Raw genomic sequence first — 12,110 nt, forward strand, 5'->3', positions numbered from 1 at the left:
CTTAAAGAACGCAGTTACCTTTTGATTATCACTTCCTCCCAAAAGAAGCGCTCCTCACTAAATAACTAGTTAGGGTCATACCGGTGAGAGTAGTTCACTGTGAAGACCTATCCTTCTAATCGAAAAGCCAATTTCCCCAATTTCACACTATACTTTTTGTTTTTTAGGGAAAAGTGTGTAGCTGAAACTTATTACAAAATCAATGATCACAATGAGAGACCAGAGCAGCATAATACGCATTAATGATTCCGTCTGAGCATCATTGTTAATATAAAGAGTGATGCTTACTAATATCCCGCCGCCGATGAACAAGGAGAGCAAATGCCGGTACCATCCTTCACGTTCTTTTCTGGCATGCGCTTTTCCGTACTTTATTTTTACCGGCTTATCCCCGTTTCCAAATCGATAATTAAAATGTCCATCTGCCCATTGAATCATCCGATGGCCAAAAGCAATACTTACACCAATATAAACCGCAGCTATTCCATGTATCGTAGTAGCAACAGCGCCATTTTTTAAATCAATGACCGTTACAATAAGCAATATGAGATCTACAATGGGCGTACAAATCAACAGAAAGGTACCTAGTTTCTTCTTTTTCCATACATATCTGGAACATAATCCAGCTAAAACAAACACCCAAAATCCAATTTCACAAGCTATAATTAACCAGCCAATCAAATGGAACACATCCTTTTTATTAATTTAGTACAACTGTATTAAATTAATAGTAGCATGATTGTTTATTCAATACAAGTGTGCTAAAATAAAAACATGCCAAAAAAAGTAGATCATCAAAAACGTAAAATTCAAATTGCAGAAACGACATGGAAAGTTATTGTAGAAGAGGGGATTGAACAAGCAACCGTCAGAAAAATAGCACAAGCTTCAGGTTTATCAGTTGGTGCTGTCAGACATTATTTCGCAACGCAGTCGGAATTGCTGCACTTTTCTATGGAACTTGTATCCGATCGGGTTATTCAAAGAGCGAAAGCAAGGAAATTTTCAAAAGACAGGGACCCGTTAGAGCTTGTGACAGAGGGTGTAAGTGAAGTACTGCCTATCGATGAAGAACGAAAAATAGAAATGGAGGTGTGGTTAGCTTTTTCCGCAAAAGTTCTAGTCGATAAAACACTTCGTGAGCTAAGTGATAAAGTCTATAGTGACATGCATGAAGGATTTAAAAATGTCGTTCACGCATTACAATTATTAGATATAGCAAAAAATGGACTTGACCTAGAGATGGAGGTTAACAGGCTTCATGCAATTGTTGATGGAATGGCAATGCATCATTTATTAAATCCAGAGCAGTTTACACATGAAGAAATGATGGAGACTTTAAAGTATCACCTTCATTCTCTTTTAAAGTAATTTAAAAACCTTATAATTCTTGAGTATGAATGAATTGTAAGTTGATTAAATTAAAGAACGCTGAACATCTATTTAAATATTGCTAGCGACCTCCCCCAATTATTTAAATCAATCTGAATAAAAATAGAAAAGAAAACTATTTGAGACTCCTAAACGGCCGCGAATTGACGAAATAGACAACATCCATTTTAAATTAGCCGTGATTTTCACCCAATATTATTAACTCAACGTTTTTTAGAGATGATCTAATAAATAATGAAGGGGGAAATAAATGAATTGGTCTATCAGAAAAGCCTCATTAACGGATACTGATAGCGATTACGGAATTAAGAATGGAACTTCTGACAGCAGCTGGTGACGTAAATGAAGAAAATAAGTCTAACGTATTTAACGCAAATCAGGTTTATTTTAGGGAAAAGCTATCTAATGGTAAGTTCACCGCTTGGTTAGCAGAAGATAAAGGAAAGATTGTCGCTATAAGCGGATTAGTATTTTTTGACAGGCCACCCCAAGGCGAGAACATAAGCGGGATAGAAGCATACGTAATGAATATGTATACCAAACCTAACTATAGAAGTCTTGGCATAGCTCGTACATTATTAGAAGAATGTATTTCTCATTGCGAAAATGTAGATGTGGGGCGCATATGATATGGTTACATGCTTCTGAGGAGGGATATCATTTTTGTAAGAAAATGGGATTTGTTGATAAGGGTTCGGAGATGGAGATGTTGTTATAATCCCTCCTAAATCATAAAGTAAAACATTGCTCTTAGCATTATGCTAAATGCAATGTTTTACTTTGAAGCTTTTGTGTTTTGAACCGATTTCACATAGCAAATAAGTTTGCACAACAAGCGCCAATCTAAACAACACAACAAATAAGAAACAAACGCTTTAATTTCCAAATGCGTGGTTCAACTCCACCTGCTTTAGCAGATGATTGTTTCAATATTAGTTATTTATCCCATAAAAGGTTCTTTTTATGGAATGATTGAAACCTTTTACATATTAAATTCGTAATAACTATTGTATAAAGGGGGCAAAAGAAATGATAATTAACATGGCAATCGGTCTAATTATCGGTATATCTTTGGTTGGAGCTGGATATTTTGTTCGAACAAAAGTGGAATTTTCCTATCTTGCAGGTTTTAAGGAAACATGGGAGCCGATTAATAAAGAAAGACTGGCAAATAGGATTGGTATTCTCATAATTATTTTAGGTGTTATCGCTATTTTAACATCTATTTTCATCCTATGGTTTGGAGCTATCGTTGAAAAAATCTCTGGGGTATTAGCTTTTATTGATGTGATTTTGATTATTATTGCAATCGGATTAGACCGAATGGGACATTAAAAGGAGTATATGTATGGGAAACTGGAGAATAAAACTTGTCCTGTTATTTACGATATTAAACACAATAGGAATAATTGCTATCATACCATATGAATTAACTTTAATGGGCAATCAATCTATAACAGGAGATATACCGACTTCATTAATAATAATTATTAATTCAACTTTTCAGGCCTTATATATGTTTGTCATGATATTGGTTGGCTTAAGGCTTCAAAATCGTACAGGATTAAATGCTCCAATATTAAATGGAATGGTTTATCAAAAGACATGGGTACATATTTCAAAAAAGTGGTTGATTAACAGTATAGTTGTAGCAATAATTGGAAGCGTTATTGTAATTCTTCTTGATTTATTCGTATTTAATCCTTTGATGGGAGCAGCAACTGATCAAATGGCTTCTCCAAATTGGTGGCAAGGTTTACTTGCTTCCATATACGGAGGAATTACGGAAGAAATCATGCTGCGATTGTTCGGAATGACACTCATTGTTTGGTTATTAGCTTGGATAACAAAAAAACAAAAAGGAGATATTCCCAATAGTTTTTACTATATAGCAATTTTCCTTGTAGCTATACTATTCGGATCGGGGCACTTACCGGCCGCAGCACAAGTTTTTGGTGGGTTGTCCGGAGTTATTGTTATTCGTACATTGGTTTTGAACGGTCTTTTAGGCTTATGGTTCGGTTACTTGTATTGGAAAAGAGGTTTAGAATACGCAATTATTGCACATATGTCAGCAGATATCTTTCTTCACGTTCTAATCGTACCGATACTCTATTAAGCAACAGAAGCGATTATGGAGAAATTTGGAGGAAAACGCATCTTGTTCAATCTTCGTCTGCAAATCAGTCCTGCTAAAAATTATTCTTAGCAGGACTTTTGGCAGGCTATATTTCTCAACTAATAACCGAATAATTTTAGCGGGGTTTATTTTTTGAATGATGCAATGAAACTGATGAATTGATTGAACCGTCGCTTTACAGCAATGAATCAAAATGCTTTAACATACCAATTAAGCTATCCAATCTAATATAAGATCATTTCGATTAAAACATGTGTAGAAATAAATTGCTGATACTTAAAAGAGGGGGAGAAGGTGGTATTTGCCTCGAAAAAAGATTTGTGGCTTGGCGGGGTAATATGGGGATCACAGATGTTTTTTATCTATCTAATTATATATTCCATTTTTATAGAATTTAGTTTGATTTTAACAATCATTTCACTGGTTTCTATATTTTTTGTGGGGACTGCCTGGTTTAATACAAAATATATAATTGCAAGAGGGGTCCTTGAAGTACGTTCTGGAATTTTAAAGAAGAAACCGATTTTTATTGATAAAATTCATTCTATACGTTTTACAAAAAATCCAATTGCAGCGCCGGCTTTGTCCATTAATAGAATAGAAATAAATTATAACCAATATGATACAATATTAATATCTCCAAAAAATCCAAAACGTTTCATTAATGAAATAACCAAAATAAATCCAAAAATAAAAGTTAATAAAACCAATATATAGGTGAATTAATATATCGTTAAATTAAATTTACAAGGGATCATTTACAATATTTTCATTTGATATTCGAGACAGTCAGCGGAAGAGGAGAGATACATCTATTTATGAAAGAAAAAACAAAAAATATAATTGGAATGACACTTTTTGTTATATTTATAGTAGGAATTTTAATGGCAATTTTCTTCTTTGGCATAACAGGAATTTTTGTACTGCTCGGCGTTCAATATCAATCTGTTTGGTCATTAATCATTTTTGTCATAAGTGTCTTTGTTCTAGGATTTGTAGTTGATTTATTTATGGGTGTCATAGCTAAATTAACCGTTGAAAAATTATCGGGGAGAATAACATCACTTGTCATCGAATTTCTTTTTGGGTTTGCAACAAACTGGGTTGTTATTATGACCGTAGATACGTTTATGAACAGTCTTACTCTTTCTTTAGGGACAAAGCTAATCCTTTCCCTTGTATTAACTTTTGCTGAATTATTGTTTCAAGATAAAAAAGAAGATTAAGAGAGTTGTGCAGTCACCGGGAAATATTGTGAAATAGAAGGGGGAAAGGATTATTAGGCCAAAGAGATAAATTCTTAGAACATGATGAAAAGATTATAAATTTATTATCAGGAGATGAATTATGTTGTTTGAATCAAAAAGATGTGTCATTAACACCTTCCAAAAATCTGATTATGCTGATGTGAAAAAATTATATGTAGATTGTGAAGTAAGAAAATTTCTTGGTGGTGTACGTCAAGAGGATTCAATTGAAGCATCATTGGATGAAATGCTTAAAATAAGTGATGATTCTTTTTATTGGGCTGTTAGAGAAAAACACACAGGTAACTTTATTGGATTAGTTTCACTTGACCCACACCATGATGGCGCTTACCTTGAAGTTTCCTATCAATTTTTACCGAATTGGTGGGGGAGGGGCTATGCAACAGAGGTAGTTCAGCTGATAATCGATTATGGCTTAAGTGAATTGAACCTTCCCAAAATCGTTGCCGAAACACAAACTGTTAATACATCCTCTTGTAAGCTCTTAGAGAGGGTAGGTATGAAACTAGAACGAACAATTAGCAGGTTTGGAGCTGAACAAGCAATCTATTCAATTGAACCTTCTAATTAAATTCTAGATTTTTTCTGCCATAGGTATCATTGCAGCGGAAAGTACTTAAGGTAAAAGGGTAAATAATACGGTGTGGAATGGTAATAAGACGCTAAAAGATAGAGAAATTATATTAATTTTTGGAATGATAAGAACTTTATATAATAAAACGAGGTGAAGCAGATGATTTCTTTTGAAATACCAAATCCTTTCCATATGAAACGGGCATTATTTATTCAGCCCCACCATGATGATAATGAATTTGGAGCAGGTGCGACAATTGCAAAACTTGCATCTGAAGGGGTGGATGTACATTATCTAACTGTTACGGACGGCGGCTCCGGAAGTAATGATAAGAGTCTATCAACGAAGAAATTAATAGAAATCAGAAAAAAGGAGCAGGAAGAAGCCAGTTCCATTCTAGGTGTGAATCAATTACACTGGTTGGATCTTCCTGATGGACATTTATATGATAGTGAAGAATTGAGGCGAGAGTTAGTAAGAGTAATCCGTACAGTATGCCCTGATATTATTTTTACTGTAGATCCTTGGCTCGATTATGAAACCCACCTCGATCATGTCGTTACTGGTAAAGTTGCATCTTTTGCAGCGCGGATAAGTGGAAATGCAAGGTTTTATCCTGAGCAATTGCAAGCGGATCTTAAAGAACATAAAGTGCAGGCGATGGGATATTATACCACTAAGAATCCAAACACATTTATCAATGTAGATAGATTTTGGGAGAAAAAGTTAAAAGCTCTTCAAGCGCATAAGAGTCAATTTTCCGGGGACTATTTAACGTTTATAACAAATTATCTTTCCTATAAAGCAACGGAACATGCAAAGCAAATTGAGGATGATTCCAACTATGCGGAAGGATTTAAAATTTTACCATTAATGTTTCTGCACAGCAATGTAGATGCAATGGATATGTAACTGTTAATTAAAGTAGCTAGTTATTGGTTGAAAGAAATGAACATCTCTTAGGTGAATCAGTTGGTAAGAAGATTAGAATAAATATGTTGTTATTCTTAATGCTGTGTAATTCTTAAAGCTCTGTAATTGATTTAAAAAATAGTACATATTAGGCACAGTAATTTATGAGTAAATAGCTCCTAAGTATGTTTTCTTTGAACATGGTTACATATTATAACATTGATTCAAGTCGAAATATTCTGTGTTTGAAATCGCCTTTATAATTTAGATAATGTAAGTAACCTATTTTCTAGTAGAATATAATATATTTCTGTGGGAGGTAAAATAAAGATGTTTTTTTCCGGGAATGTTTATTTAATGATAACTGGAATGGGTATGGTTATTGGCATTATTTTTGATTTTTTTCTATATGGTTTACTAATAGGAGCAGGTGTAGGAGGAACAGCACAATATTGGATATCAAATAGAAAGAAAGCTTAACGGTTATTATTCATAACTATACTTTAATTTCTAATTAACATAAAATAACGGGAGATGAATACAATTGATTAGATTGGAATATTTTAGCGAAAAAGATTTTAATTTACTTATAAGTTGGATTGATTCACCAGAGTTTCTTATGCAATGGGCAGGACCTCATTTTAATTACCCCTTAGATCTAAAACAATTAAATCAATATATAAAAGGTGCTAATGAAGAAAATTCAAAAGTACATATTTATAAAGTCGTTTTGAATAAAACCAATGAAACGATTGGACATATTTCTCTAAACAATATTGATTTAAAGAACCGTTCTGCAAGAATAGGAAAAGTATTGTTAGGTGACAATAACTCACGTGGTAAAGGTATAGGTCAGAAAATGGTAACTGAATTACTCAAAATTGCTTTTGATAATCTGTCCCTACATAGAGTTGGATTAGGTGTATTTGATTTTAATGAATCAGCTATAAAGAGTTATGAAAAAGTTGGTTTTGTGAAAGAGGGTTTACTTAGAGACGTTAGGAAAGTAGGAAATGAATATTGGAGTTTATGGGAAATGAGCATGTTAGAAAATGAATGGAGGAAAATGTAATTAAAAAGAGATGAAATTATTTGAGTATTTCATCATAAGCCTGCTGTCAAAAAACAGTAAGGCTTTTTTAGTAAAGAATTCCAAAAGAAAAAGGAATTGACCCTGACACGGTGTCAGGGCTTATGATGATATTACTTAAGAAAAAGAAGGGGGCAAACCAATGAAAATCGGTGAATTGTCAAAGGAAACAGGAGTAAGCATTCGGTCATTACGATATTACGAAAAGAAGCATTTAATTCGTCCTCCCCGGAAGGAAAACGGATATCGGGAATATGAGGAATCAGATATTGAAACGGTAAAAGCTGTTCAATTATTTTTAAAGCTGGGAATGAATACAGAGGAGATTTATCACGTTTTATCATGTGGTGATTTTCAGCTTGCTGGAAATAAGGAGTGTGCTCAAGATGCCGTAGATCTTTATTCGGAAAGGTTAATAAGTGTTCGTGAACAAATTAAACACCTACAAGAGATTGAATTGCATTTAGAAAAATTGATGAAGTATTGGAAAATGAAAAAAGAAGAAGGCGGGGGTTAAGTGAATTATCGGCTTCTTATACTTGTGCTTGGAACATTTATTATCGGGACAGACGACTTTGTGATTGCTGGCTTGTTACCGCATATCTCCAATGATATGAATGTCACGATTGCTGCAGCAGGTCAACTGGTTACTGCCTTTGCAATTGCCTATGCTATCGGAGCACCTCTTTTTGGAACCTTAACAATGAATTTGCCTTTAAAAGGGTTATTGGTTGTATCCATGCTGGTATTTGCGATTACGAATGCACTCTCTGCCATCGTAGCTTCTTTTGAAATGCTTTTTATTACTAGAATATTGGCTGCTTTGGCAGCAGCGATATTTACTCCTTTAGCAATGACTGCTTCTGCCAGCTTGGTGTCTGAAAAAATGAGAGGGAAGGCATTATCATTTATATTGGCAGGTATAACCATCGGTTTAGTTTTAGGAGCGCCTATCGGAACATGGATTGGTAATGCAGCCACATGGCGCTATTCATTTATTCTTGTATCTGTTATTTCGTTTATAACAGTTATCGGAGTTTTTCTGTTTTTACCTAAAATGAAAAGGGAAGCAGAGATGACGATTCGAGAAAGATTAAAAGGATTTAATAAGGTTATTTTATTAACCTTAGTTGTAAATATAATTGGTACTACTGGCGGCTTTATGACCTATACCTATATTGCTCCAATTATTACGGGGATTACCAATATGGAGAATATCAGTATTTTTCTAATGTTATTTGGAATTGGAGCACTCTTTGGAAACTTAATAGGCGGATATTTTACAGATCGAATTGGTGCTTCTAAAACACTCATGCTGTCTCTTGGAGGATTTGCAGTATTATTGGCCTCTTTCTCCTTTTTATCGTTATTAAATCCATCAACACTTGCGGTTATTATGGTATCCATTGTCGCCATTTTATGGGGCGTTCCTGGATTTGGGATGAATCCTGCTCTTAACACCTTTCTTATATCATTGAATCCAAAATCAGCGCAAATGGTTTTATCCTTTAGTACATCCGCGCTTTATATGGGGATTGGATTAGGTGCATTTGTAGGCGGCGGTGTGATTAGTGTAAGTTCGGTTAATTATGTAGGAGCTGGGAGCGGGATATTGGTACTTATTGCTTTGTTGCTGTTTGTTATGATTCATAAAATTACGAATAAGAAAGAAAGGAGTACTTTTGAATAATAAGTTTTCTTTTAGAACTTAAAAAAATAAAGTCAAAAAGTTACAAAAGTAAAAAGAGTGGCCATGCTGTATATACAGGTTTAAGTGTTATTGATAATAGAAAAAACCCTTAATTGCAATGGAGAAGATGCTCTTGATATAATTAAGAAAAGGAGTGAATTAAAATGCGAAATGCTCCAACAGCTAAAGGGAAGGATGCTCGCCGTTTTTTAGAAAAAGTTAAAAAGAATAGTGAATTAATGAATCAAAGGCGACGAACTGACGGTGATAGCAGAGGTAAAAAAACCAATATCAGAACTTGATAAATTTGACTTAATATTTAAAACAATTAATATAGATGATTTTGAAGCTATAAAATCTTTTACCAATATAAATGCAAGTAAAAGCAAACAGTCATGAATCTTAGTAAATAAAGTTCTTGGCTGTTTTTTATATTTAAATATTTTACAAGCGAGAAATAATTGTATACTGACCATTATTTCTCGCTTGTGTTTTAATCACCTCTTGTATACTTAATATATAATTACGCCATAATTTTTCGGGAATGATTAGCAACAATAATTAACAAATAGCTGCCAGTAGGGAAACACTGGCTTGTGGAAGATAGAAATAGGGCGGATCCAGTTTATAATTTCTGATTACTTGAAAATCAAACTAAATATCATAACCGACATAAGATGATTTAAAGAGCGCCCGTTAAAAAATAAATTGAGTAATAAATAACTTTCAATAAATTGATATTTCTATTGACTTTTACGGTGCGTAAGGCCTCATAGTACTAAACAAGGAGGTGCTAAAAGTGGCAATGAGAGTAAAGGAAGTGACTGATTTAATGGGTGTTAGTGCTCGTACACTGCATCACTATGATGAGATTGGTTTATTGACTCCAAAAGAAACTACCAGTTCCGGTTACCGATTATACACAGAAGAAAATATAAAAACGCTCCAGCAAATTTTGATCTTTAAAGAGTTGAGTTTATCTCTAAAAGAAATAAGAAAGATTATTTATAGCCCATCATTTAACCACGGGGAAGCATTGCTGTTTCAACGGAAAATGTTGCTAGAGAAACAAAGTAATATCGATAAAATGATAAATACGATTAATAAAACCATTCAATATATGTCAGGTGAAATAAAGATGACAAATGAAGAGAAATTTGAAGGCTTGGCTTTAGCTATAAAGCCTATGAACAAGAAGCTCGTAAACGTTGGGGAAATGAATCTGCCAATCTTGTAAACGCGAAATTAAAAAGAATGTCAGAGGATGAACGCAAAAGTTTATTGGAAAGGTGGGATGCGATTTTTAATAAACTTGCGGTTTGTCATGATTTTTCCCCTGAATCTCAAGAAGTACAAGCCATCATAAAAGAATGGTATGATTTCTTAAATGAAAATTTTAGGAAGAACTACTCTCTTGAAGAATTTTATGGATTAAGTCAAGTTTATATGGAAGATAAGCGCTTTATACCAAACATTGATTAATATGGTACAGGGTTAACAACACTGATGAGCGGTGCAATAAAGGTCTTTACAAATAATTAGAAATAAAAGGGTGGTTACAGTGAAAATAATAATAGAAAATACAATGAAACAATATGAACAGTTATTCTCTATGGAGGAAAATAGAGAAAATTACTTTCGATACTCTATGATGAAGCCTTTTGAAAAGATGTGGAATACGATTAATGTTCCATTAAAGGCTAAAGACCCTAATGGGTATGATGTCATAATGGCTACAAATATGCTCGGTTATCTTGATGTATCTGAAACGCAAACAGGAAAAAAGGCATTGGAGAATTTAAAAGATATTCAAGCACTTGAAACAGCACGTAATACGTTGAACGATTGTGTCCAATTTATAGAAGAAAATAATTTAAATATAAATACGGACGAATTAAGATTTGGAATGTATATAGCAGATCCGAAAAAATTAGAATTGCAGAAGGGTTATTGCGGATTCGGTGGAATTCCGGGATTTATCCAAGTGTCTATTTACCCCGATTCCTATAATACTCCTAAAATTCCAGCAGTGATTGCCCATGAATTTAACCATAATATCCGTTTTTCGTATTTTGATTGGGATCATGGCAATGTTACGGTTGGTGACTATTTAATCATAGAAGGATTAGCAGAATCATTTGCTAAAGAGCTTTATGGAGAGGAGCTTTTAGGACCTTGGGTTACCTCTTTTGATAAAGAGGACTTAGCGTACTCTACCGAGGTAATGAAAGATGCATTAGATGTTAAAGGTTTTGCGGAAGTTAGCAGCTATATGTTTGGAGATAAAATTGCAGTAGAGCAAGGATACCAGCCTGTGGGATTATCACCATTTGCTGGTTATGCCGTTGGATTCCAAGTTGTACAGTCTTTTATGAAAGAAAATAACATAGGAATTGCTGAAGCAACCCTGCTGAGAACAGATGAAATAATAAATCATTGCGGATTGTTCGATAAATAAAAATGGATGACTGCCTCGGGCTAAAAGTGAAAACAATCTACTATTAGTCCAAAATAATTATTTAGCCAATAGTTTTCATTGCTTTACTGTAAATTGTACAGCAGGAAAGGAGTGAAATAATGGAACTGCATAAAATTCATTTTTCAGCCAACAGTAATTTAATAGATTCTCAGGTGAAAATCAGTATGAGCGGACTTTCTCCATGTGATATTGTAATGCTTAAAGCTGAAATGCAAGATAACTTTGGGGTAGATTGGGAATCCTGCGCTGTATTTGAAGCGGATACGGAAGGAAGAGTTGATTTAATGACTGCCCAACCTATTTCAGGAACTTATTCTGAGGCTGATGCGGCTGGTCTTTTTTGGTCTATGTTGCCCAACTCAAACGCACCATCAAAAAAGCAAACACCTTTAAACCCTTTGGAAGTAAAATTAATATTGAAAAGACAAGAAGCATTGTTGGATGTGTTATCTTTGAAGCGGCATTTCGTTTTGCCCGAAGTTAAAAGAATACCGGTACGTGAACAAGGAATAGTCGCAACGTTGTTTTCCTAACCAACATTGTGCTTGGGGGATCAGAAGGTGGT

At 34.1% G+C, this 12,110-nt stretch carries 16 protein-coding genes and 1 pseudogene; 16 read left to right on the forward strand and 1 reads right to left on the reverse strand.

Translation table 11 applies throughout. The annotated features are described in order from the left end of the window. Positions 1 to 147 precede the first annotated feature (147 nt). Complete coding sequence (locus MKX55_RS09290) at positions 148 to 681, reverse strand: hypothetical protein (RefSeq protein WP_339237753.1); 534 nt, start codon at positions 679 to 681, stop codon at positions 148 to 150. A 93-nt stretch (positions 682 to 774) separates the two neighbouring features. Between MKX55_RS09290 and MKX55_RS09295 the strand changes: the two genes are divergently transcribed. The 16 genes and pseudogenes from MKX55_RS09295 (at position 775) to MKX55_RS09370 (ending at position 12,078) form a co-directional block, all read left to right on the forward strand. Then, a complete protein-coding gene (locus tag MKX55_RS09295) occupies positions 775 to 1,371 on the forward strand; it encodes a TetR/AcrR family transcriptional regulator (protein ID WP_339184257.1) in 597 nt (198 codons plus the stop codon). 332 nt (positions 1,372 to 1,703) lie between these two features. Continuing rightward, positions 1,704 to 2,021 (forward strand): GNAT family N-acetyltransferase, encoded by a 318-nt coding sequence (locus MKX55_RS09300; protein WP_339184259.1) that lies wholly within the window; start codon positions 1,704 to 1,706, stop codon positions 2,019 to 2,021. Positions 2,022 to 2,421: 400 nt separating this feature from the next. Further along, a complete protein-coding gene (locus MKX55_RS09305; protein ID WP_339237755.1) occupies positions 2,422 to 2,727 on the forward strand; it encodes a hypothetical protein in 306 nt (101 codons plus the stop codon). Positions 2,728 to 2,740: 13 nt separating this feature from the next. Further along, on the forward strand, positions 2,741 to 3,511 hold the full coding sequence (locus MKX55_RS09310) for a CPBP family intramembrane glutamic endopeptidase (protein WP_339184263.1): 771 nt from the start codon (positions 2,741 to 2,743) through the stop codon (positions 3,509 to 3,511). 315 nt (positions 3,512 to 3,826) lie between these two features. Then, entirely contained in the window at positions 3,827 to 4,249 is a 423-nt protein-coding gene (locus MKX55_RS09315) for a PH domain-containing protein (protein ID WP_339184265.1), read from the forward strand. Positions 4,250 to 4,350: 101 nt separating this feature from the next. Beyond that, a complete protein-coding gene (locus tag MKX55_RS09320) occupies positions 4,351 to 4,758 on the forward strand; it encodes a YrvL family regulatory protein (RefSeq protein WP_339184268.1) in 408 nt (135 codons plus the stop codon). A gap of 121 nt (positions 4,759 to 4,879) precedes the next feature. Beyond that, on the forward strand, positions 4,880 to 5,371 hold the full coding sequence (locus MKX55_RS09325) for a GNAT family N-acetyltransferase (protein ID WP_339184270.1): 492 nt from the start codon (positions 4,880 to 4,882) through the stop codon (positions 5,369 to 5,371). A gap of 162 nt (positions 5,372 to 5,533) precedes the next feature. Next, entirely contained in the window at positions 5,534 to 6,286 is a 753-nt protein-coding gene (locus tag MKX55_RS09330; RefSeq protein ID WP_339184272.1) for a PIG-L deacetylase family protein, read from the forward strand. Between the two features lie 330 nt (positions 6,287 to 6,616). Next, a complete protein-coding gene (locus MKX55_RS09335; protein ID WP_339184274.1) occupies positions 6,617 to 6,766 on the forward strand; it encodes a hypothetical protein in 150 nt (49 codons plus the stop codon). Between the two features lie 64 nt (positions 6,767 to 6,830). Continuing rightward, positions 6,831 to 7,358 (forward strand): GNAT family protein, encoded by a 528-nt coding sequence (locus MKX55_RS09340; RefSeq protein WP_339184276.1) that lies wholly within the window; start codon positions 6,831 to 6,833, stop codon positions 7,356 to 7,358. Between the two features lie 160 nt (positions 7,359 to 7,518). After that, the gene (locus MKX55_RS09345) at positions 7,519 to 7,893 is read left to right on the forward strand and encodes a MerR family transcriptional regulator (RefSeq protein ID WP_339184278.1); all 375 of its coding nucleotides are present in this window, start codon (positions 7,519 to 7,521) and stop codon (positions 7,891 to 7,893) included. Continuing rightward, positions 7,894 to 9,066, forward strand: a complete 1,173-nt coding sequence (locus tag MKX55_RS09350; RefSeq protein ID WP_339237757.1) for an MFS transporter — start codon at positions 7,894 to 7,896, stop codon at positions 9,064 to 9,066. A gap of 164 nt (positions 9,067 to 9,230) precedes the next feature. Next, entirely contained in the window at positions 9,231 to 9,368 is a 138-nt protein-coding gene (locus MKX55_RS09355) for a hypothetical protein (protein ID WP_339237759.1), read from the forward strand. Positions 9,369 to 9,865: 497 nt separating this feature from the next. Next, positions 9,866 to 10,608, forward strand: a pseudogene (locus MKX55_RS09360) (MerR family transcriptional regulator). A gap of 19 nt (positions 10,609 to 10,627) precedes the next feature. Next, a complete protein-coding gene (locus MKX55_RS09365) occupies positions 10,628 to 11,524 on the forward strand; it encodes a DUF2268 domain-containing protein (protein ID WP_339237761.1) in 897 nt (298 codons plus the stop codon). 119 nt (positions 11,525 to 11,643) lie between these two features. Then, positions 11,644 to 12,078, forward strand: a complete 435-nt coding sequence (locus MKX55_RS09370) for an acyl-CoA thioesterase/BAAT N-terminal domain-containing protein (RefSeq protein WP_339184286.1) — start codon at positions 11,644 to 11,646, stop codon at positions 12,076 to 12,078. The last annotated feature ends 32 nt before the right edge of the window (positions 12,079 to 12,110 follow it).

This window comes from Oceanobacillus sp. FSL W7-1281, from assembly GCF_037969835.1.
Classification (GTDB): Bacteria; Bacillota; Bacilli; order Bacillales; family Amphibacillaceae; genus Oceanobacillus; species Oceanobacillus oncorhynchi.

Coding starts and splice junctions, on each gene's coding strand:
- MKX55_RS09295 (WP_339184257.1), top strand. CDS start 775: ATGCCAAAAAAAGTAGATCATCAAAAACGTAAAATTCAAATTGCAGAA.
- MKX55_RS09300 (WP_339184259.1), top strand. CDS start 1,704: ATGGAACTTCTGACAGCAGCTGGTGACGTAAATGAAGAAAATAAGTCT.
- MKX55_RS09305 (WP_339237755.1), top strand. CDS start 2,422: ATGATAATTAACATGGCAATCGGTCTAATTATCGGTATATCTTTGGTT.
- MKX55_RS09310 (WP_339184263.1), top strand. CDS start 2,741: ATGGGAAACTGGAGAATAAAACTTGTCCTGTTATTTACGATATTAAAC.
- MKX55_RS09320 (WP_339184268.1), top strand. CDS start 4,351: ATGAAAGAAAAAACAAAAAATATAATTGGAATGACACTTTTTGTTATA.
- MKX55_RS09325 (WP_339184270.1), top strand. CDS start 4,880: ATGTTGTTTGAATCAAAAAGATGTGTCATTAACACCTTCCAAAAATCT.
- MKX55_RS09330 (WP_339184272.1), top strand. CDS start 5,534: ATGATTTCTTTTGAAATACCAAATCCTTTCCATATGAAACGGGCATTA.
- MKX55_RS09335 (WP_339184274.1), top strand. CDS start 6,617: ATGTTTTTTTCCGGGAATGTTTATTTAATGATAACTGGAATGGGTATG.
- MKX55_RS09345 (WP_339184278.1), top strand. CDS start 7,519: ATGAAAATCGGTGAATTGTCAAAGGAAACAGGAGTAAGCATTCGGTCA.
- MKX55_RS09355 (WP_339237759.1), top strand. CDS start 9,231: ATGCGAAATGCTCCAACAGCTAAAGGGAAGGATGCTCGCCGTTTTTTA.
- MKX55_RS09370 (WP_339184286.1), top strand. CDS start 11,644: ATGGAACTGCATAAAATTCATTTTTCAGCCAACAGTAATTTAATAGAT.